Raw genomic sequence first — 19,515 nt, forward strand, 5'->3', positions numbered from 1 at the left:
CGGCCCGGTCGGCAACGGGCGGCAGGTCGGGGCGGTCGGGCGGGTTCAGGAGGGCGGCAGCGTGACGCTCTTGCTGGGCGTCGCCGGCCATGTCGACGGGCTGTCGGACGGGCTTCTCGTCGGAGGCGAACTGGTCCGCGGCGAGGAGGGCGTGGAACTCGGCGAGGCCGGCGAGCTCGGCGAGGGCGAGAGCCGGGGGGAGGGAACGGGCGAGGGAGTGATGGCGGGGACGGTCTTGCCCGTGCCGTCCGGCACCAGCGAGGCCACGGCCGCGCCCGTACCCGAGAAGACCAGGCAGGCCCCCACGGCCAGCGCGACGATCCGGCGCCTGCGTACGCGTTCGCCCCGCTCGGCGATGTACGACGGAGGCGCCGAACGCGCCCGCGACTGACCGGCGGCGGCGGCTTCCTTGAACAGGGATCTCAACGGGTCATGGGATTCAGACACTGGGCCCCTCCTCGGTACGCGGATCCTGCAGACGATGAGAGAGCGTGGCCCGGCCCCGGGCCAGGTGCGTCTTGACGGTGCCGGCCGCCAGGCCGGTCTCCGAGGCGATCTGGTCGACGGTCAGATCGCAGACGTAGTGCAGTGCCAGCGTGCGTCGCTGCTTGGACGGCAGCTCCCGCAACGCCTCCACCAGGGCCACCGTCTCCGGGCCGGGCGGCTCCGTATGGGGAGGCGCACCACTGCGCTGCCAGGCATCCGCCGCTCGCCGCCGCCCCCGCCACCGGCTCACCGCCAGCCGCCAGGCGACCGTGCGGACCCATGCCTCGGGCTGCCCGTCACGATCGAGCTGACGCCGCCGGCTCCACCCCTTGACGAAGGCTTCCTGCACCACGTCCTGCGCTTCGTGCTGGTCGCCGAGCATCACGAACAACTGCCCCGTCAGCCGGGCGGCCGTCTGCGCGTAGAACTCTTCGAACTCCTCGACGGTCAACGAACAACTCCTGGATCTCCTCGGTCTCACCCGGCATACGCCCGGCACCCCTCATCCGGATGACACGGAACCCGAAGAAATCGGGTGACGGTGATCACACGACCCCGGACCGTGGCGCGCCGGGACGCCCTGGTCACCGACATCCAGTAGTGCAGGAGAAAAAGGCACCAAACACTTGACCAGTCAGAAATTAGGAGGAAAATCATCAATACACCAGAAAACCAGAGCGAGCCGCACCGTCGGCAGAGACGTCCGCCGACACGAGTGACCCACTTGTTGGCTCTGGCCAGGCCCCCGGCAGATCCTGCGGATCCGGAGCTTTCAGCGACGGTTGAAAGTCCCGGCACCGAGAAGGACTGCCGGGGACTGCTGTGTGCACCCGCGGTGGAAGAGGGACGGAAGCCCGGTCAGCCGGTGAAGCCCGGGACCATCAGGCCGGATTCGTACGCGATCACCACCGCATGGGTCCGGTTCTGCGCGCCGAGCTTGGTCAGCACGTTCCCGACGTGGGTCTTGACCGTCTCCAGGCTCACCGTGAGGGACTGCGCGATCTCCGGATTGGAGAGGCCGGTGGCCATCAGGCGCAGCACCTCCTCCTCCCGGCCGGTCAGCTCGGCCTGCGGCAGGGCCACGGCGGAGCCCAGCGGGCGGGCGGCGACCATGCGGCCCAGGGCGGCCGGGAAGAGGACCGCCTCGCCCGCCGCCACCACCCGGACCGCCTCGGCGATGCGGCGGACCGGGAGACGCTTGAGGACGAAGCCGCTGGCGCCCGCGCTGAGGGCGGCGGTGACATAGCCGTCGTTCTCGAAGGTGGTGATCACCACGACCTTCGGCGGGTCGGCCATCTCGGCCAGCAGCTGGCGGGTGGCCTCGATCCCGTTGCGGCGCGGCATCCGGACGTCCATCAGGACCACGTCCGGCCGCAGGCTCCGCGCCCGGTCGACCGCCTCGACGCCGTCGGCGGCCTCGCCGACCACCGTGATCCCCGGCTGTGCGGCGAGCAGCATGCCCAGGCCGCTGCGGGTCACCTCGTCGTCGTCGGCGATCAGAAGGCCGAGGGCGGGAAGGGCCGCGGCATCGCCCGCGTCGGATCCGCTCACGCCGACATCCTTACCGGCAGCCGGACGGCCAGCCGCCAGTGCTCCGTCCCGTCCGGGCCGGCCCGGAACTCACCGTGCAGCAGCCGAACGCGCTCGGCCAGTCCGGACAGGCCGTGGCCGGAGGTCGGGAAGGCCCCCGGACCCGCGCCCGGGTCCGTACGTGCCCCGGTCCGGTTGACCACCGTGAGGTCCAGCGCGTCCGCCCCGGCCGCCACCTTGATGCCGATCGGGCCGCCCGCCCCGTGACGCAGCGCGTTCGTCAGCCCCTCCTGGAGGATCCGGTACGCCGCCCGGGAGAGCGTCCCCTGCACCTGCGCCAGCTCGCCCGACAGCTCCGGCTCCACCACCGCCCCCGCGTGCCGCAGCCGGTCCAGCAGTCCGGGGAGGTCTGCCAGCGTCCGGGTCGGCGCCGTCCCCGACTGCTCCTCGCGCAGCACTCCGAGCACGTAGTCCAGGTCCTCCAGTGCCGCCCGCGTCGACTCCTCGATGCTGCGCATCGCGGCCCGCGCCGCCGCCGGGTCGGCGGAGAGCATCTCGCCCGCCACCGCCGCCTGGATGGTGGCCGCCGTCAGTGTGTGGCCGATCGAGTCGTGCAACTCGTGGGCGATCCGGTTGCGTTCGGCCAGCAGCATCTCCCGCTCGGCGGCCAGCGCTAGCCGTTCGGCCGCCGACGGCCCCAGCAGCCGTGGCGCCGACCACCGCAGGGCCTTCGTCACCAGTACGCAGATGGCCACCGCCAGCACGATGAACACGACCGCCGCCACCCAGCTCCACCCGCCCGACGCCTGGACCGACGTACCGAACAGGCTCAGCCGCGCCTCGCCTCCGATCCAGTTCCCCGGCAGCGTGACGCCCATGAGGAAAAGCACCCCGCTCGCCAGCGCCCCCATCCACCCGACGGCCACGTGCAGCACCAGCCAGAGCGGGGTCCGCCAGCGGTCGAGGCCGGGTGAACCGGAGGACCGGCGACCGGCCACCGGATCCGGCAGCGGTACCTGCAGCAGCCTGCGGGCGGCCACGAGCAGCGCCCGCCGTACGGGGCGCACCAGTCCGGCCGAGCCGACCAGCGCAGCCCAGACGAGCAGGACCAGGACGACCTGCACGCTCTCGGGTGCGGACGGCCACAACGCCGCGGGCAGCAGGGCGAAGGGCAGCAGCGGAAGGCTCACCAGCGCGCCGCAATAGGCGAACAGCACACCCGTGTACGTGGAGCCGCGCAGCAGCGGCCGGATTCCCCAGGTCATGGGCGTCAGTATCACCGGGCAGCCCACCGGCAGCCTCCCCCGATCGGGGGAGCGTTTTCTCCCGCCTTGCCGCGATGCGGTCGAGGGTCCCCGGAAACCAGGATCGTGCCCTGACCGAACGATTCCCGGGAGTTGACTCATGCGTGCTCGGAACCAGCAGGGCCTTCGTACCCCGACCAGGCAGCGCGGCGGCGGGCGGCGACGAACCGTGTCGGCCGCGGCCGCGATGGCCATCGGCGCCATGACACTGGCCGCCTTCGCCCCACCCGCCTCCTCCACCTCTGTCGCCGCCACCACCACCGTCACCGCCAGGCCGGACGCCGTCCAGCAGGCCCTGAACACGCTGGTGCGCAGCGACGGGATGCCGGCCGCGCTGGCGAGCGTCAAGGACCGCAACGGCCACACCCGCACGTACACCGCAGGAGTCGCCGACCTGGCCACCGGCTCGAAGGTCCCCAGGGACGGGCAGGTACGCATCGGCAGCAACACCAAGACCTTCGTCGCGGTCGTCGTCCTCCAGCTCGTCGCGGAGCGGAGGATGGCCCTGGACGCCAAGGTCGACACCTACCTGCCCGGCCTCGTCCGCGGGGAGCGGATCGACGGGCGCCGCATCACCGTCCGCCAGCTCCTCCAGCACACCAGCGGACTCCCGAACTACAGCAACTACCTCGGGGACGACGTCCGGTACTACGCCCCCCGCGAACTGCTCGCCACAGCCCTCCGGCACCCGGCCGACTTCGCCCCCGGGACGAGTTGGAAGTACAGCAACACCAACTACGTGCTCGCCGGCCTGATCGTCCAGAAGGTCACCGGCCGCCCCCTGGCCGAGGAGATCGACCGGCGCGTCATCAAGCGCATCGGGCTGCGCCACACCTACTTCCCCGCGCCCGGCGACGTGACCATCCGGGAGCCGCATCCCCACGGCTACTACCGGGAATCGGCGGACGGACCGCTGCGCGACATCACGGAGATCGACCCCTCCTGGGGCTGGGCCGCAGGCCAGATGATCTCCACCGACTCCGACCTCAACCGTTTCTTCAGCGCACTCCTGGCCGGCCGCCTCCTGCCCCCGGCCCAGCTCGCCCGGATGCGCTCCACCGTCCCCGCCGAAGCGACCTTCGGCCCCGGCGCCCGCTACGGACTCGGCCTGGTCAGCAGGCCGCTGCCGTGCGGCGGCCTCTCCTGGGGCCACGGCGGCAGCTTCCCGGGCTACGAGACCCGGGGCGGCGTCACCGACGACGGCCGCGCCGCCAGTGTCGCGGTCACCATGCAACTCACCGACGAGCCGGGCCGGCGCAACCTCGAACGCGCCGTGGACACCGCCCTGTGCCGCTGAACCCGCCGCGCGGAGCATGAACGTCGAAGGGCCCCGCAGCAAGCTGCGGGGCCCTTCGACAACGTGCCCGGTGAGGAACTGGCGGAGGATACGAGATTCGAACTTGTGACCTCAGCGATCGGTATGGGCAGCGCCCAGGTTGAGGTGATCACACCCGGCCGGGCAGTGGGAGCGTTGTGCTGTGCCGGGCAGTGATGCTCGGGGTGTGCGCGCTGTCGGCCGTCCGTAGAGCGGCTCCAGTCTCTGTCAGGCGGGCGATTCCCATCTCGGTCGGATAGTGCGCAAGTTTTCCCGCGGAGCCCGTCCCTTGATCACGCCCTGCGCCAGGCGCTGGCCAGTTCTTCGGGTCCGTACGCCGCCTGGAGCCCGGAACAGGTGATCCCGTTGCGCGAGACCGCCACGAGCGGCACCGGCTCGTTGGTGATCGCGGCCCGGTGCTTCTGCAGCGCCGCCAGGTCGTGGCTGTCGAACGCGGAGTTCTCCAGCCACTTGACCGAACCGACGAAGAGCAGTTCCTTGGCCACCGGCTGCCGGTCTGCGCCCACCAGGTCGATTTCGACGTCATTGCTGCGGGTCCAGTACCCGCCGATCGCGGGGGCGGCGGGCAGGAGTCCGTCCGGCAGGAGGCGGGCGAGGGATTCCCGGACGAGGGGCTCGATCGCGCGCCCCCGCCAGCTCGTCCACTGCTCCTTGATCCGGCTCAGCGTGATGTCTCCCCGCATCCGCTCGATCTCCGCCATGTGCGGATCCAGAAACGCGAGCCAGAACCGGAGGTGAGGATCGGCGACGCGGTAGCGGCGTTCCTTCGACGGTCTCAGAGAGAGGGGCAGCTCGGCTGCCACCACCCGCTTCTCCGTCAGGACATCAGTGGCTCGGGTGAGAGTCGTGTGCGCGATGCCGCCCGCCGCGCGCGCGATGTTGGTGAAGGTTCTCTCCCCGCTTCCGATGGCCCGTAGGACTTCTCTGCTCATCGCCTGCGGTGGAAACTCCGCGGCCAGCGACCGCTCGGCAGAGACCAGTAGTGCCGAGATCGGGTTGTCCAGCGAGTCACGGAGGAACTCCCAGACATCGGCGCCGGGCCGCCACTCCGCGCAGACCAGCGGAAGTCCGCCCGTGACCAGGGTGGCGTCGAAAGCGGCTGCCGGCTCGAGCCCGAGCATCTCGCCGATGTCGGCCGGGTTCAACGGCCCCACGACCATTTCCCGACCCCGCTGGTGGAAGGGGCGATCGTAGCTGTTCAGCGCCTCCATCATCGACAGGTCGGAGCCGACCAGGAGGAGAAGCAGAGGTTTGCGGCTGAGCAGACGGTCCCACGCCCGCTGGAGCATGCCCTCGAAAGCGTCGATGCGGTCCATCAGGTACGGAACCTCATCGATGACGACCACACTCGGACTGTCGTCGGGAAGGATTTCCGCGAGCAGCCTGAACGCCGCATTCCACTGCTCTGGAGTCTCCTCCGAGAACAGTGCCCGCTCCGGCAGGGTGGACCTGGCGACGGTGTCGAGCAACTCCCTCAGCTCGTCCTCCGCCGGCCCGCCCGCCGCGGTGAAGAACAGATGCGGCGCCTCGGTGCGTCGGAGAAATTCTTCGACGAGGCTGGACTTGCCGACCCGCCGCCGTCCACGCATGAGGATGCACTGCCCCGGCTTCGCCGAGCCGACGGCATCCCGGACCGACCGTAGGGCGCTGCCGAGCACGTTCAGCTCGCGGTCCCGTCCGATGAAACGCCGCACGCAAGCCTCCCGCGAGTAATGGTATCGGCAGAGAAACTATCGCTGCCGATACCATTTCCTCATTCAGGTGCGACGCTCAGGACACTGTGGATGCGGGAGAGGGTGAAAACGCGCTCGGCATCCCGAAGGTGGCACCAAGCTTCGAGGTAGGGCGGATCGAGGTCCAGGCGGCTGAGGGTGCGCACGGTCCGGTTGCCCGAGGTGGCGACGTACTCGACGGTGATGGCCTGACCGGTGTCGATGGCGTGGGCGAGCTGGCGGATGTCGCTGTACGGCAGGCGCTTCGCCCACACTGCGACGATCTCCTCGATGTCCGTGGCGAAGGGCACTCGTCTATCGAGCGGTGCTGGTTCGGGAGCCGTGGCCGGGGCGGACAGCAGCCGGGTCGCCAATGCGCTCGGGTCGAGGGCGGCGGATTCCTTCGCCGTGCTCGTGGCAGCGGTTCGGCCGCCACCCCTCGCCCTGGAGCCGCGCGGAGCCGGAACGGCAGCCCCGGCCCTATGAGGCCGGGCCTTTTCGATGCGTACCGTGCCCTCGGCTGTCTCGGCGACGGGGGCGTACCCCTCGGCCCGGAGCGCGGCGAGGGTCGTGTCGAGAGGGCTGCGGCTGATCAGTACTGTCGGCGCCAACTGCCGTAGTCCGAGCTTGGCCAGCCTGCGGTGGGCGGCGAGTTCGGCCAGGAGCGCGGGCTCGTCGCCGTGGAGGACGCAGGAGGCGGGGGCGATGCGTACTCGCCCGTGGCCTCGTGCGGTGTCGGCGATCAGGTACGACAGCGGCTGTGGAAGCGGCCCGGTCCCGACAGCGGCCAGGTCGGCTGTGATGTCCTCGGGGACAAGGCCGGCGTCCAGAGCCCGGCGGACACTGCCGGTGCTGAACCGCCACACCGATGCCGTGCCGCTTGTCTCCCGGTCCGCGACGGAGTCCAGGAGTGCGGCCAGCCGCGCGGACGGTGTGCCGGTGACGACGCTGGTGAGGTCGGCGCCGATCCGGGCCGTCGAGGTGGCCGAGGGCAGCAGCCGCCGGCACTCGACGCCCAGCCCCTCCGCGTCGCCGGTCCGCAGGTGGATGCCGATGGCGGACAGGGCGCCTCGCGCTAGTACGCCGAGGAGTTCGGCCTCGCGGATCACGGTGGCGAACGGCGGTCCGTCCGGCGACGAGTCGGCGAGGGGGCGGTACCAGGCGATCAGCGGCCCCAGATCCGATGCGACCTGCATGCCCTGCCCTGCCGGGAGCGTCGCGGCTGCGGCCAGCAGCCCGTGGCGGGCTTGTACGCAGCCGTTGCAGGGTGGTGCGCCGGCGAGGGCGGGGAGCGCCTTGTTGTCCTCGTCGCGCGCCTGGGTGGGGGTGAGCGGCAGGTTCCGCCATGCCTGGAGCAATACGGCGAACTGCTCCGGGGGTTCCTGTTCCGCCCAGTCGTCGTACGCCTCGGTCGGTGCCACGTGATCGCCGTCCCGGGCCAGCAGGCCGGCGGCGTACGCAGTCTCCAGAATGAGACGTACGACGGCGTCGTCGGCCTGGGCGGCCTTGCCGATCCGCGCCAGTTCACGCGCACCGATCCCGCCGGACTTCAGTCGCGCCGGCGCGGTCGTCGAGCAGGCCGACAGGACCGAGGTGGCGTGGGTGGCGAATGCCGCGGCTGCGGCCGACGCCTCGCGGTCCACCTCCGCCGGGGTGACGGACGTCGATCGCGCGGAAGGCGGGACGGGTTGGAACGGCGCGTGCCAGCCGGACCCGCGCAGCGCGAGCGTCACCTCGGCAGGCATACGGGCCGGGCCGTAGCGGCGGCGGTCCTGGATCAGGAGTCCCCGATCCAGTGCCCATCGAGCGCCCGCTTCGAGATCGGGGCCCAGGCTTCCGGACATGATGAACCGCGCGGGCCTCGCGGCCCCCGCTCCCGTTCGGCCTTCGAGTAGCTTCCGGGTCGCCGCAGGGGCCTTGGTGACCAAGGAGAGGACCCGCTCCGGGTCGCTGTGATGTTCCACCAGCGCGGCCAGCCGATGCGACTTGCCGCCCGGCGGCTTGACGCCCAGTGCCACAAGCATGCCGCGCAGTTCGTCGGAGGTCGTACCCGCGAGCAGTTCCTCCAGTGGGGCATCCAGTCCCAGCGGCGCGTCCCACGCCTGCTGCAGGGGTCCGGCCATGCGGAGCTTCTCCGCGCCGTCCGGCCAGACCAGAGCGTGATCGGTCAGAGCCTCCAGTGCGGCCTCCAGTTCGCGGGTGCTGTCGTCGTCGGCCGCTCCCAGCAGCTCTGCCAGGGCATCGCGCGACGCGGGCGCACGCAGCGCCGCCAGCGCTTCGGCGACCTGGAGATGAGGCAGCGTGAGCCGTGGCAGGGCAAGTGCCACCGATCCCGGGCGCTGAAGACGGTCGGCCAGTTCCCCGACCGAGCGCGGCTCCGGAGCGGCCGCGGCGTCCCTCCGCGTCTCGAGCACGCGTGCCAGACGACAGTCGTCGAGGCCGCCCAGCCAAGTCGCCAGCGTCGATCGGTACTTCATGCCGGGGCACCTCGCGAGATCAGGGCTATGGCGGCGTCCGGACTTGCCGCGGGGTTCCAGGATGTCGCATCCCTGTGATCCGCAGATGCCGTACAGGACAGGACCGCCCGTTAGTGGGCGCCTGGTATCCGCGGGGCGTCGTAGTGCGGCGATAGTGGAGCTGCCCGAAACGTCCGAATTGGGTGCGTGTGATAGCAAATAGGAGTGCAACCAGGGCACGACGAGAAGCTGAGCCGCAAATTGCGGCTCAGCTTCTCGTCGTGCCCGTTCAGGCGGCTGCGGAGGATACGAGATTCGAACTCGTGAGGGTTTGACCCCAACACACTTTCCAAGTCTTCGTCCGGCTGTTCGGGGACGGTCGCAGCCATCCCGACCTGTGGCGAATCCAGTGGCTGCGGACCCGCCGGACTGTGGCGTACGCCCGTGAATGAGAACCGGAACGGAGACGCCCGGGAGGGTCTTTCACTTACCGGCCATCGGGCCGTACCACTGCAGGGCTTGGCCGGTGACGGCGGCGATGCACTCGAAGTCGTGGTCGCGGTGCAGGAGGGTCAGGCCCTGGAGTTCCGCGGTGGCGGCAACGACTAGATCCACAGCACCCGCACTGCGGTGCTGACCGCGCTGCGTCAGCAGCTCCTGGACCTGCCAGGCGCGGTCGTACGCTCGGTCGTCGACGGGCACCCAGCGGAAGAGCAGCCGCAGGTCCTCGATGCCGCGCGCACGGTCTGCGGCGGAGCGGGCGCTGTAGAAGAACTCCAGCTCGGTGACAGGGCAGGTCGCGATGAGGCCGGCTGTGGCGGCCTGGTCCCATCCGTACTGTTCGGCGTCGCCGCGGAAGAACCGGGCGAGCGCACTGGTGTCGATGAGGAACTGCGCCGCGCTCACCGCCGGTAGTCCCGCTTGTCCTCGAAGAGATCCAGATCGAAGCCGCCTTCGCCTGCTGCAGCCCGCAGCCGTGTGAGAGCGAGAGCTCGTCGGCGGTTCTCGAGCACCTCACGCAGAGCGGTGTTGACCGTCTCTTTCTTGGTGCCGGTCCCCAGCGCCTGAGCCACGGCGGTCAGTAGTTCGTCGTCGAGGTCGATCACTGTTCGGCTCATCCGGGCACCTCCTGAGATATCAACTGTGACAGTAAGTATATCGAGACAGATGTCGCGTCTTGATGTCGCGGTCCTTGGGGGCGCATCGGTGCCCGCAACCTTCCGCGGAGGAAGGGCAGCGGATGTGGCGCTTCGCCCTGGAGGAAGGGCATGCCGCCCTGGCCCGAGCAGCGGCGTATCGCGGAGGCACCCGGCGAGCTCGATGAGCAGATCACCGCGCACATGGAGGCTGCTGGAGCCGCGTCTCGGATGCGCGGTGCCTCGGTGGAACCAGCTGATGCGCGACATCCCACACCCCGGCGCAGAGCGTGCCACTCACCCTGCCGCCCTTTCCGAGAGGATGCCCGATGAGTCGTGCCCATTGCCATGAGGTGCGCCTGGCGGCTGGTGGTGTTGTTCTTCTCCATCGTCGTCGCGCTCGCGGCCTGCATCCTCAAGACGCACACCGGATCACGGCTCATGTTGCCCTCGTCGCGGGCTCCGCGTTTGCCGGCAGTGCACTCCTGGCTCTCGGCGTGATTGTCGCGGCCATCGGTACGTAGGAGTCGCCGCGCAGCCATCCTGCAGCAACCCTGTTGGCTGGCTGGGCCCGCGCTGGTGCTCCAGCGCGGCGATCAAGGACTGTCCGTGACTGAGAGAGGTCGCCGCTTCCTCTCCGGCCGTGAGGCGGCGCTGTCGCTCAGGCCGCGGAACAGGCGGGGTGAGAGGCAGAGCTGCTCAGGAGAAGTCCGGACGACAGTTCCGTCCGTTTCTCCACTCGGCCACGTCGTTGCAGTAGGCGAGGATTAGGGAACTCTTCCTGGTTCTTGGTCTGTGGCGGGGCAGGAGTGACAGCAGCGGGAAGTAGCAGGGCCACGGTCGGCCGGTGGGCGAAGTGAAGGCAGGGGTCACTGGGTCTCCTCGTACAGGCCGTTCCCATCCCCCGCCGCATCGGTGTGGCCGATCCTGCGCAGCACCTCGTCGCCCTGCGGGATCCCCACGTCGCTCAGGACCCGCGCCATGTTGGCGCCGACGAAGCTCCGGTCCTCCGGTGTCAGCGACTGGAGCGCCACCGCGAGGGTGTGTTCCCAGTCGTTCCGGTCGGAGAGCAGACCCCGATGGGTCACCGTCCAGTCGAGCACGTCCTTCGCCTCTTCCGGCCGGTGCAGCAGCCAGAGGGCCGCAAGGCCGACCGGGCCGCCCGCGACGACCTCCCGGTAGAAGCGGTACGCCTCACGGTGGGCTTCGCCGAAGCCCGACGGAAGAGTCGGTGCCGCGCCGGTGCCGGGGGTGGGCAGGAGCGCGGCCGGCGGGTCCAGGAACCAGTAGGTGAGGCCGGAGCCGTCGATCACCCTCGGCCGTCCGGGAGGTTCCACCTCGGTCGTACCGAAGTGGGGCGGCGGCGTCCGCAACGGGTCGGGGACACCGGGCAACGTGGCGTTCCCGTTGATGTGGCCGACGACCAGCTGCCGGGCCCGCTCCTCGGTGAGCCGGTCCCTCGCTGCGACGACCGGGTTGCTGATCTTCCAGACGACTCCGTAACGGGCCGGGGCTTTCGGCGGCCGGCGCGGGATGTCGACCGAGATCCGCCGCTCCGTGAGCGATACCCACACTATGTCGAAGAACTCCCCCTCACGCACCTCGCGCCGCGTGGGCCGGGGATAGCCCCAGTAGTCACCTTCACGGGGCGGCACCATTGCGTCCTCCCCGCCGTCCGCGAGGAACACCAGGGCCCGGCCCTCTGGGGCCCCGAACCGGAGACGGAACAACTGCCAGGCCGCCGAGGAGTCCAGCGGCGAGATGAGCGGGCCGGTCATGAGGCGAGCCTTTCCGTCGAGGCCGTACGGGAACGGTGGTGACGCAGGACGAAGCGCAGGACGCCGCGGTGGTTCCGGGCCGCCGCGGCGAGGTCGGCGAGGAGGCGCGGGAAGGCGGTCCGCCGCCGCAGCTCCGGATCGCCCTCGATCAGGAACAGGCCCGCCGCCACCGCTTCGTGGGTGGCGGGGTCGTCCAGGGCCGCGACCACGAGGCCGCGGGCTCGTTCGGGGTGGATCGCGAGCAGATCGGCGAGACGCACCCGCCGTACGCCCGGAGCCTTTCGCAGGGGGAACGAGGCCTTGCTCATCGATTCGACGGCGTGAACGGCCAGACCATGACGTGGTGTGCCCGGATCGGCCCCCTGCCACTCCCGCAGGAGGTCGAGTACGAGGGCGTGGTTGGCGTCCTCGGAGAGAAGCGCGCTGAGAGCGAAGGACACCGCGGTGCGCAACGGGACCTCCAGTTTCTCGCCCGGTCTGTCGAGCACGGTGTCCAGGAGCTTCAGAGCGGCGGCGGGGCGGGCCAGGCCGTAGCTGCCCCCGCAGGTCTCGGCCACGGTGCAGCGGAGAGCGACGGGGGCGGCCCGGCTCCACTGCCGCAACTGCTCTCGTACCGCTCCGGTGAGGGCGGGGTGCTGGACCATCTCCCCGAGCGCGTTGGCTACCAGGCGGCGGCGCCAGCGCTTGTCCGACGCGGCGAAGGGGTGCAGTTGACGCAGGGTGTCCGGGCCGGTCGCGTGGGCCAGTACCTTCCCGATCGCCTCGCCCGCCACCAGTTCGACGCCGGGGTGATGGGGAGCCTCGTCCAGGCTCTTCCACAGCAGCTCCGCCATGCCTTCGTACTCCAGCCACAGCGACCGGAGCAGGGCGTCCGACCGGTGCCGTCCGGAGAAGTCGACCGGCTGGACCGGATAGCGCTGCGCCGCTGCGTACCGGGGCGGCAGCAGACGGGCGCCGACGGCCGCCAGCCGGTCCTCGAAAGCCGGCCCGAGCACGTCGTGCCGGGCCGCCGCCCCCTCGCCGTGCCCAGGTTCCCCGGCCACTGCCGGTGCCGGGCCGCCGCGGCCGTCGATGTGGGGGCGCAGGATCGCGCTGAACCGTTCGACGACCGTACGGTCCTGGTCGGGCAGCAGCGAGATCGCCGCCATCAGCGAGATCCGGTCGGCCCGGTCGCGGGCTTCCGCGAGCGCTTTGCGCGCCGCCGCGGGGCTGCCGGTCCGCAGGTCGGCGAGTACGGACGCGGCCGACTTCCCCGCCACGACGAGGTCGCGCAGCCCCTCCGCGATCGCGACACCGTCCCCCGGCAGCGGGTGGGCGTCCAGGTGGCCGGCGAAGTCCGCCGCGGTGAGGTGCCGCAGCGCGTCGGCCTCCTGCCCGGTGGTGAGTTCACCCGCCTCGGCCATGGTGCTCAGGCGCTTCACGGCCACCGCGGCGGGCGGCGGCGGGCGGTGTGCGACCTGCCAGGGCAGCGTGTCGCCGGGCAGCGTCGTCTCCATCCGTACGGTGACGACCAGATGGGCGCCCGAACGGCGCAGCAGCGAGGCCAGCGCGGTGAGCACGACTTCACCCAGCAAGTCGGCGGCCTCCGAGGACAGACCCTGGAGCAGATAGCCGCGCGGCTCCTTGGGACGCCACCGCGACAGATCGTCGGGCAAGTCCAGACCGGTGATGCCGTCGGCCCCGTACCGCTCCGCCAGCAGTGCGAACGCGGCCGTGCCCGCCCCTGTGCCGCTCCCGGCCCGCAGTACCAGGAGGTGGCTGTCCAGCACCTTGCGGCACCGGGTGTGGGTCGGTGGTTCGACGAATCCGTGCAGACGGGCGCGCACGTCGTCCGCGGGGTACGGGCCCTCCCGCAGACGGGGTTTGCGGATGTCCTCGCTGACGTCCTCGTCGGGCTGGACGCCGATGAACACGTTGGCGTCGCCTGCGATCCCGCCCATGACCGCGAAGCCCTGGTCCACCCGTTGCTGGTTGTCGCGGTAGGAGCTTCCCGGGCCGGGACCGCCTTCGGAATCCTCGCCGTCCGGGCCGGGGGAGGTGTCTGCGCCAGCGCTCACCGGGGGTCCCCGGCGCCACCGACCCGCTTGTCGCCCGAAACGTTGTCGCCGCCGCCCCAGTGCTGATTGGCGCCGCGGTACGTGGTGGATTCGCCGGTGTACGTGACGTCCCGCCCGACGCTCCCCATCACGGCAGCGCCCTCGCCCACGTGCTGGGTGTTGCGGCTGTAGTGCGTACCGGGCGACGTCGCCCGGTCCTGTTCCTGGTCGGCGGAGGTGTCGGCCGGCATCGCGGATTCCTCGCGCGGTCGCACGCCGGCCTGCACGAGGTTTCCGGACGGCGACGGGACGTACAGCCAGGCCCGCTGCGAGAAGTTCTTCCCCTCCACGGTGGCCGGGACCTCCACACAGCGGTCGGGGTGCAGTCCGGTGTACCCGCCGAGCACGACGTCCTCGTAGACGCGCTGGGAGACGACCGCCGCCAGGTGGGTGACCTGCTCGCTCGCCGCGGTCAGGATGGCCTTGACCGGACGGGAGTCCAGCAGTCGGTGCGTGTCGTTGCGGGCGGTGCCGTTGCCGTCGCCGGGACGGTCCGCGTCCGGCAGCGGTCCGACGTGGACGCTGGCCCGGAGCCGGATGCGGGGGCCCACGCACTGCTTGTTGTACGTGCCGAGCGTGTCGTCGAGCACGCCCAGGAACGGCCAGAGGACAAAGGGCAGCAACGCCGGATCGAAGCCGAACACCACGCCGTCCCCGGTGTTGGCCAAAAACCGCTTGGCCTCGCGCAGCTCGTGGAGCCCGGCACGGTCCAGCGCCTGGTCCACGAGTTCGGGGATCAACCGGCTCACCGGACCGTGCTGCACGGCGGGAAGGCCGGTGAAGTCCTTCGCATCGACGGCGAACAGGGCACGGTAGGGAGGCAGCGGACGGCTCTCGGAGTACGGGGCGGAAACGGGGCTGGACATGCGTGATCTCCTCGTGGAAGGCGGGACGGCGGGACGGTTACGAAGCCGGTGGCCGGCTGATTCGAGGTTCCGTCGGTTCCGTCCGCCCGACTGCACAGTGCAGGGCAGTTCGCGGGTGTCCTACGCCACAGCGTGGGCGCGCTCACCGAGCCGGGGGCGGCGAGAAGGACGACGCGGGCGTGGCTCCCGGGCCGGTCATCGCCCAGTCGCGCAGCGTCTTCATGTCCTTGATGACGATCGTTCTGCGGGCCGTCTCCACCGCCCCGGACTCGCGCAGCCGTTGCAGACCGGTGATGACCGCGTTGCGCGTGACTCCGGTCGCCTGGGCGATCTCCGCCTGGCTCAGGCCAGTCAGCCGTACGACCTCCGATTCGCTTCCTGGCGCGGTGAGTTCGACCAGTCTCAGGAGTGCCCGCGCCAGTCGGGTTACCAGCGGAAGGGTCAGCAGTTCGGTGCGGTGTGTGTCGGACTCCCGCAGCCGGGAGAGAGCCTGGCGCATCAAGTCCATGACGAGCCCGCGCTGTTCGATGAACCGGCGGAACCGCTCGGCCTCCAGCACGACGGCCGTGCAGGGGGTGAGCGCGATTACTTCCGCCGTGCGCGTGGTGCCGTGGAAGACAGACACCTCGCCCAGCAGGTCGCCCGGCCCCCGGAAGGCCAGCCAGGTCACGGCCCCGCCCGGCTCGCGGCACACGACCTTGGCGAGCCCGTCGGTGAGGGCGAGCAGGTGTGTCCCCGCGGACCCCTGCCTCAGCATCACGCTGCGCTCGCGAAAGGTGCGGGTCGCCCCCTGGCCCTTTAGCTCACGCCAAGTCTCGTCCGACAGCACCCGTCGCCTTCCCCCGTGCGCCCTGTACGCGGCCCCGCCCTGCCTCGTCGCGACCTCTTGAGCCGCCCGCCTCCATGAGTTCTACGTCGCCCCGACCGTTTCCGCCGCGATTCGGGCGACCTTGTCCGGTAACGGCTGTCGCCCGAGCACGGGCACGCGGGGCCGGACGATCACGTCCCGGGGGCAGAGCGCGGGACGCCGTGGAAGACCTGCGCGGTGTGCCAGGACCGGTGACGCGCCGCGATCGGGCTCGTGCCCGGCTGGGGGCCGATCAAGGGGCGGCCCGCCAGCGCTGTCACGTGCTCGCGGGCTGCCGGGCTTCGCCCGACGAACTTTTGCGACACCAGGATGCGGTGGCCTTCGCCGACGCCGAGGGCGCCCTTGTCGAACAGCTTGTGATGCAGTGCGCACAGGCACAGCCCGTTGTCGACGTCGTCCGGGCCGTCGAACGCCCACCAGCGCACGTGCGCGGCCTCCAATCCGACCGGCACCGCACCGATTCTGCCGTCGTAGCCGCAGAAGGCGCACTGGTACTCGTAGGCGGTCAGCACCATCTCTCGCATCCGCCGGTCCCGTTGCCGCCGCCCGGCCGGGAGCGGTCCGGACTCCACCGGCTCCAGCTCCAGGCCCACCGCCTCGCGCAGTTCGCCGTGGAGCGACGGCGGGAAGTGCTGATCGAGCAGCACCCGGGCGATCCGGCCGAGCAGCGACGGCTCACGTCGCAGGGCTGCCCGCAGCTCCGGCACCAACCGCCCCGCCGCGCCCGTCGCCCGCAACTCCAGCACCCCGGTGCCGGGACTGCCTGGCCCCCGATCGGTACGTACCTCCCACACCCCGTCGCTGACCAGATGGTGGAAGGGGTAGGCGGGGGTTGTCCTGTTGGCCGGCCCGTACTCGGCGAGCAGCCGCTTCAGATCCTCCTCCACCACGCTGTACCGCAACTCGCCGTCGGCATCCTCCCGGAACCGGCCGAGGGCGTACAGGAGCAACAGAGGCTTGTGCGGAGCCCGTATCCCGTTCCCGGTCCATTGCCGCAGCTTTGCCGCGCGCTCGAGCCAGTCCATGACCGGCGATCGTAGCGACGTCACCGGGAGGGGAGCAGGCAGCCGACCGCGACTGGGAAGGGCGACACACGCAACGTCGAAGGGCCCCACAGCAAGCTGCGGGGCCCTTCGACGTATTGCCCGGTGAGAGCAATGGCGGAGGATACGAGATTCGAACTCGTGAGGGGTTGCCCCCAACACGCTTTCCAAGCGTGCGCCCTAGGCCACTAGGCGAATCCTCCGCGGCAAACAATACAAGACGTTGAAGGGTGCTCGCGAACACGTTCCCCCCGGAGATCGGTTCGAGCTCGCTCAGAGGTCGTCCCTCGGTCGTCCGGGGAGGTTCCGGAGGTGGGGGGAGTGGACCGGCAGGGGTGGGGATCGGCTAAGGTGGGCGTCAGCCCCTCACGTGGCGCTATCTGACTGAACTCCCCCAGGGCCGGAAGGCAGCAAGGGTAGGTCGGCTCTGGCGGGTGCGTGGGGGGCCCTTGCGTTTCCGGGGGTTCCGGGGCCTGCGGTCCGGCCTCCCTGTTCCCGGGCCCTGCGGTTGCCGGGCGTGCGGGGCGGGGGCTTCGACCGGTCGGGGCCGGTTGTCGGTCCGCCCGGATAACCTCGTATGTGTGTCGTCCCTTGCGCTGTACCGCCGCTACCGTCCCGAGTCGTTCGCCGAGGTCATCGGGCAGGAGCATGTCACTGACCCGCTGCAGCAGGCGCTGCGGAACAACCGGGTCAATCACGCGTACCTGTTCAGCGGTCCGCGTGGTTGTGGCAAGACGACCAGTGCGCGCATCCTGGCCCGCTGTCTGAACTGCGAGCAGGGGCCGACGCCCACGCCGTGCGGGGAGTGCCAGTCCTGCCGGGACCTCGCGCGCAACGGACCGGGTTCGATCGACGTGATCGAGATCGACGCCGCATCGCACGGTGGCGTGGACGACGCCCGTGATCTGCGGGAGAAGGCGTTCTTCGGGCCCGCTTCCAGTCGTTACAAGATCTACATCATCGATGAGGCGCACATGGTCACCTCGGCGGGGTTCAACGCCCTGCTGAAGGTGGTCGAGGAGCCGCCGGAGCACCTCAAGTTCATCTTCGCGACCACCGAGCCCGAGAAGGTCATCGGCACGATCCGGTCGCGTACGCACCACTACCCGTTCCGCCTCGTGCCGCCGGGGACGCTGCGCGATTACCTCGCCGAGGTCTGCGGCCGGGAGAACAGCCCCGTCGAGGACGGCGTGCTGCCGCTCGTCGTGCGGGCCGGGGCCGGGTCCGTGCGTGACTCGATGTCGGTGATGGACCAGCTGCTGGCCGGCGCGGGCGACGACGGTGTGACATATGCCATGGCGACCTCGCTGCTCGGCTACACGGACGGCTCGCTGCTCGACTCGGTCGTGGACGCCTTCGCGGCGGGCGACGGGGCCGCGGCGTTCGAGGTCGTGGACCGGGTGATCGAGGGCGGCAACGACCCGCGCCGTTTCGTCGCGGACCTCCTGGAGAGGCTGCGCGACCTGGTGATCCTGGCCGCCGTGCCGGACGCCGGGGAGAAGGGGCTGATCGACGCCCCCGCCGATGTCGTCGAGCGGATGCAGGCCCAGGCGTCCGTCTTCGGCGCCGCCGAGCTGAGCCGCGCCGCCGACCTGGTCAACGAGGGGCTCACGGAGATGCGCGGGGCGACCTCGCCGCGCCTCCAGGTCGAGCTGATCTGCGCCCGGGTACTGCTGCCCGCGGCCTTCGACGACGAGCGTTCGCTGCAGGCCCGGCTCGACCGGCTGGAGCGGGGCGCCTCCTTCGCGACCACGGGCCCGGGGCCCGCCATGGGGTACGTACCCGGTCCGGAGGTGCTGGCCCACGCACCCGTGCCCACGGCGCCCGCGGCCCCCGTCGTGCAGCCCGGCACGGGCCCGGCCGTCGCGAGCGCGACGGTACGGGGCGAAGCCCCGGCCCAGGCTCCCGCACCGGTCCAGGCAGCGCCGCCCGCCCCCGCCCCGGCACCGCAGGCGGCCCCCGTGGCACCGCAGCCGCCCGCCGAGGCGGCCCCGGCTGCCGCGGGCGGTCAGCGCCCCGGTGCCTGGCCCACCGCCGCCGCGCCGGAATCGGGACGGCGCCCCGGCGGCTGGCCGACCGCTTCCGCCCCCGGCCGGCCCGTCCCGCAGTCCGCCCCGGCCGCCGCGCCGGCCCAGGCCGCGCCCTCGGCGCCGGTGCCCGCCGCAGCCGAGCCGAGCCCGGGAATGACCCAGGGTGCCGGCCAGGTGCGGAACATGTGGCCGGACATCCTGGAGGCGGTGAAGAACCGCCGCCGCTTCACCTGGATCCTGCTCAGTCAGAACGCCCAGGTCACCGGCTTCGACGGCACCACCCTCCAGATCGGCTTCCTCAACGCGGGCGCCCGTGACAACTTCGCCAGCAGCGGCAGCGAGGAAGTGCTGAGACAGGCACTCGCCGAGCGGTTCAACGCGCAGTGGAAGATCGAGGCCGTCGTCGACCCGTCGGGCGGCACCGGCGCACCCGTGCAGGCCGGCGGAGGCCGCCCTGCCGCGCCGCCCGCGCAGCAGTACCAGGCCCCTGCGCCCCAGCAGAGTTACGAGTCCCGGCCGGCCGCTTCTCCGCACCAGCAGCACCAGCCTCAGCAGGGTCACCCGCAGCCGCCGGCTTCCGCACCCGCCGCGGCGCCCGCTGCGCAGTCGTACTCCGCACCACCGCAGCAGCAGTACTCCGCGCCCGAGCCCCCGCGTGCGGTCGCCCCCGAGGACGACACCCCCGAGGCCGACGATCCGGACCTCGTCGACTCGGCGCTCTCCGGGCACGACCTGATCGTCCGCGAGCTGGGCGCCACGGTCGTCGAGGAGTTCACAAACGAATAGCGGCGAGCGAATGGCGGCGAGCAGCGGCGAACGGCGGGCGACGGCGGGGGCGAGTTCCGGGCGGGCCGTGGCTCCCGCGCCGGCGGTC

At 71.2% G+C, this 19,515-nt stretch carries 15 protein-coding genes, 1 tRNA gene and 1 other RNA gene; 4 read left to right on the forward strand and 13 right to left on the reverse strand.

What is annotated here, in order from left to right; translation table 11 throughout:
• Window positions 1–61 precede the first annotated feature (61 nt).
• Window positions 62–391, forward strand: a complete 330-nt coding sequence (locus ACIRJP_RS20970; protein ID WP_404176116.1) for a hypothetical protein — start codon at window positions 62–64, stop codon at window positions 389–391.
• Window positions 392–439: 48 nt separating this feature from the next.
• Here the strand turns inward: ACIRJP_RS20970 and ACIRJP_RS20975 are convergent, their stop codons facing one another.
• From ACIRJP_RS20975 to ACIRJP_RS20985, 3 genes are all read right to left on the reverse strand, one after another.
• Entirely contained in the window at window positions 440–937 is a 498-nt protein-coding gene (locus ACIRJP_RS20975) for a SigE family RNA polymerase sigma factor (RefSeq protein WP_404176119.1), read from the reverse strand.
• A 407-nt stretch (window positions 938–1,344) separates the two neighbouring features.
• The gene (locus ACIRJP_RS20980) at window positions 1,345–2,037 is read right to left on the reverse strand and encodes a response regulator (protein WP_404176122.1); all 693 of its coding nucleotides are present in this window, start codon (window positions 2,035–2,037) and stop codon (window positions 1,345–1,347) included.
• Window positions 2,034–3,281: a sensor histidine kinase gene (locus tag ACIRJP_RS20985; RefSeq protein ID WP_404176125.1), complete on the reverse strand. Its 1,248-nt coding sequence runs from the start codon at window positions 3,279–3,281 to the stop codon at window positions 2,034–2,036. The genes ACIRJP_RS20980 and ACIRJP_RS20985 overlap by 4 nt, the downstream gene beginning before the upstream one ends.
• A 139-nt stretch (window positions 3,282–3,420) precedes the next feature.
• On the opposite strand from ACIRJP_RS20985, the gene ACIRJP_RS20990 reads away from it, so the two are divergent.
• Window positions 3,421–4,617 (forward strand): serine hydrolase domain-containing protein, encoded by a 1,197-nt coding sequence (locus ACIRJP_RS20990; RefSeq protein WP_404176128.1) that lies wholly within the window; start codon window positions 3,421–3,423, stop codon window positions 4,615–4,617.
• A 311-nt stretch (window positions 4,618–4,928) separates the two neighbouring features.
• Here ACIRJP_RS20990 and ACIRJP_RS20995 read toward each other — a convergent pair whose 3' ends face one another.
• The 10 genes from ACIRJP_RS20995 to ACIRJP_RS21040 form a co-directional block, all read right to left on the reverse strand.
• Entirely contained in the window at window positions 4,929–6,350 is a 1,422-nt protein-coding gene (locus ACIRJP_RS20995; RefSeq protein WP_404176131.1) for an ATP-binding protein, read from the reverse strand.
• Between the two features lie 59 nt (window positions 6,351–6,409).
• Window positions 6,410–8,845, reverse strand: a complete 2,436-nt coding sequence (locus ACIRJP_RS21000; protein WP_404176134.1) for a helicase C-terminal domain-containing protein — start codon at window positions 8,843–8,845, stop codon at window positions 6,410–6,412.
• 462 nt (window positions 8,846–9,307) lie between these two features.
• The gene (locus tag ACIRJP_RS21005; protein ID WP_404176137.1) at window positions 9,308–9,730 is read right to left on the reverse strand and encodes a PIN domain nuclease; all 423 of its coding nucleotides are present in this window, start codon (window positions 9,728–9,730) and stop codon (window positions 9,308–9,310) included.
• Entirely contained in the window at window positions 9,727–9,942 is a 216-nt protein-coding gene (locus ACIRJP_RS21010) for a type II toxin-antitoxin system VapB family antitoxin (protein WP_404176140.1), read from the reverse strand. The genes ACIRJP_RS21005 and ACIRJP_RS21010 overlap by 4 nt, the downstream gene beginning before the upstream one ends.
• 887 nt (window positions 9,943–10,829) lie before the next feature.
• Entirely contained in the window at window positions 10,830–11,738 is a 909-nt protein-coding gene (locus ACIRJP_RS21015; protein ID WP_404176143.1) for a hypothetical protein, read from the reverse strand.
• The gene (locus ACIRJP_RS21020; RefSeq protein WP_404176146.1) at window positions 11,735–13,795 is read right to left on the reverse strand and encodes a hypothetical protein; all 2,061 of its coding nucleotides are present in this window, start codon (window positions 13,793–13,795) and stop codon (window positions 11,735–11,737) included. Before ACIRJP_RS21020 ends, ACIRJP_RS21015 begins: the two co-directional genes overlap by 4 nt.
• On the reverse strand, window positions 13,792–14,700 hold the full coding sequence (locus tag ACIRJP_RS21025) for a hypothetical protein (RefSeq protein ID WP_404176149.1): 909 nt from the start codon (window positions 14,698–14,700) through the stop codon (window positions 13,792–13,794). The genes ACIRJP_RS21020 and ACIRJP_RS21025 overlap by 4 nt, the downstream gene beginning before the upstream one ends.
• A 142-nt stretch (window positions 14,701–14,842) precedes the next feature.
• Window positions 14,843–15,529, reverse strand: a complete 687-nt coding sequence (locus ACIRJP_RS21030) for a Crp/Fnr family transcriptional regulator (protein WP_404176152.1) — start codon at window positions 15,527–15,529, stop codon at window positions 14,843–14,845.
• A gap of 170 nt (window positions 15,530–15,699) precedes the next feature.
• A complete protein-coding gene (locus ACIRJP_RS21035) occupies window positions 15,700–16,593 on the reverse strand; it encodes a phosphorothioated DNA-binding restriction endonuclease (protein WP_404176156.1) in 894 nt (297 codons plus the stop codon).
• A gap of 133 nt (window positions 16,594–16,726) precedes the next feature.
• Window positions 16,727–16,814, reverse strand: a tRNA-Ser gene (locus tag ACIRJP_RS21040).
• Between the two features lie 154 nt (window positions 16,815–16,968).
• Here ACIRJP_RS21040 and ffs point away from each other — a divergent pair.
• An RNA gene (ffs, locus tag ACIRJP_RS21045) (signal recognition particle sRNA small type) lies at window positions 16,969–17,065 on the forward strand.
• Window positions 17,066–17,192: 127 nt separating this feature from the next.
• Window positions 17,193–19,427 carry a DNA polymerase III subunit gamma and tau gene (locus ACIRJP_RS21050; protein WP_404176160.1) on the forward strand — a complete coding sequence of 745 codons (2,235 nt, stop codon included), beginning with the start codon at window positions 17,193–17,195 and terminating at the stop codon, window positions 19,425–19,427.
• The last annotated feature ends 88 nt before the right edge of the window (window positions 19,428–19,515 follow it).

It is taken from the genome of Streptomyces sp. NPDC102437 (assembly GCF_044765565.1).
In the GTDB taxonomy this organism is placed as follows: domain Bacteria; phylum Actinomycetota; class Actinomycetes; order Streptomycetales; family Streptomycetaceae; genus Streptomyces.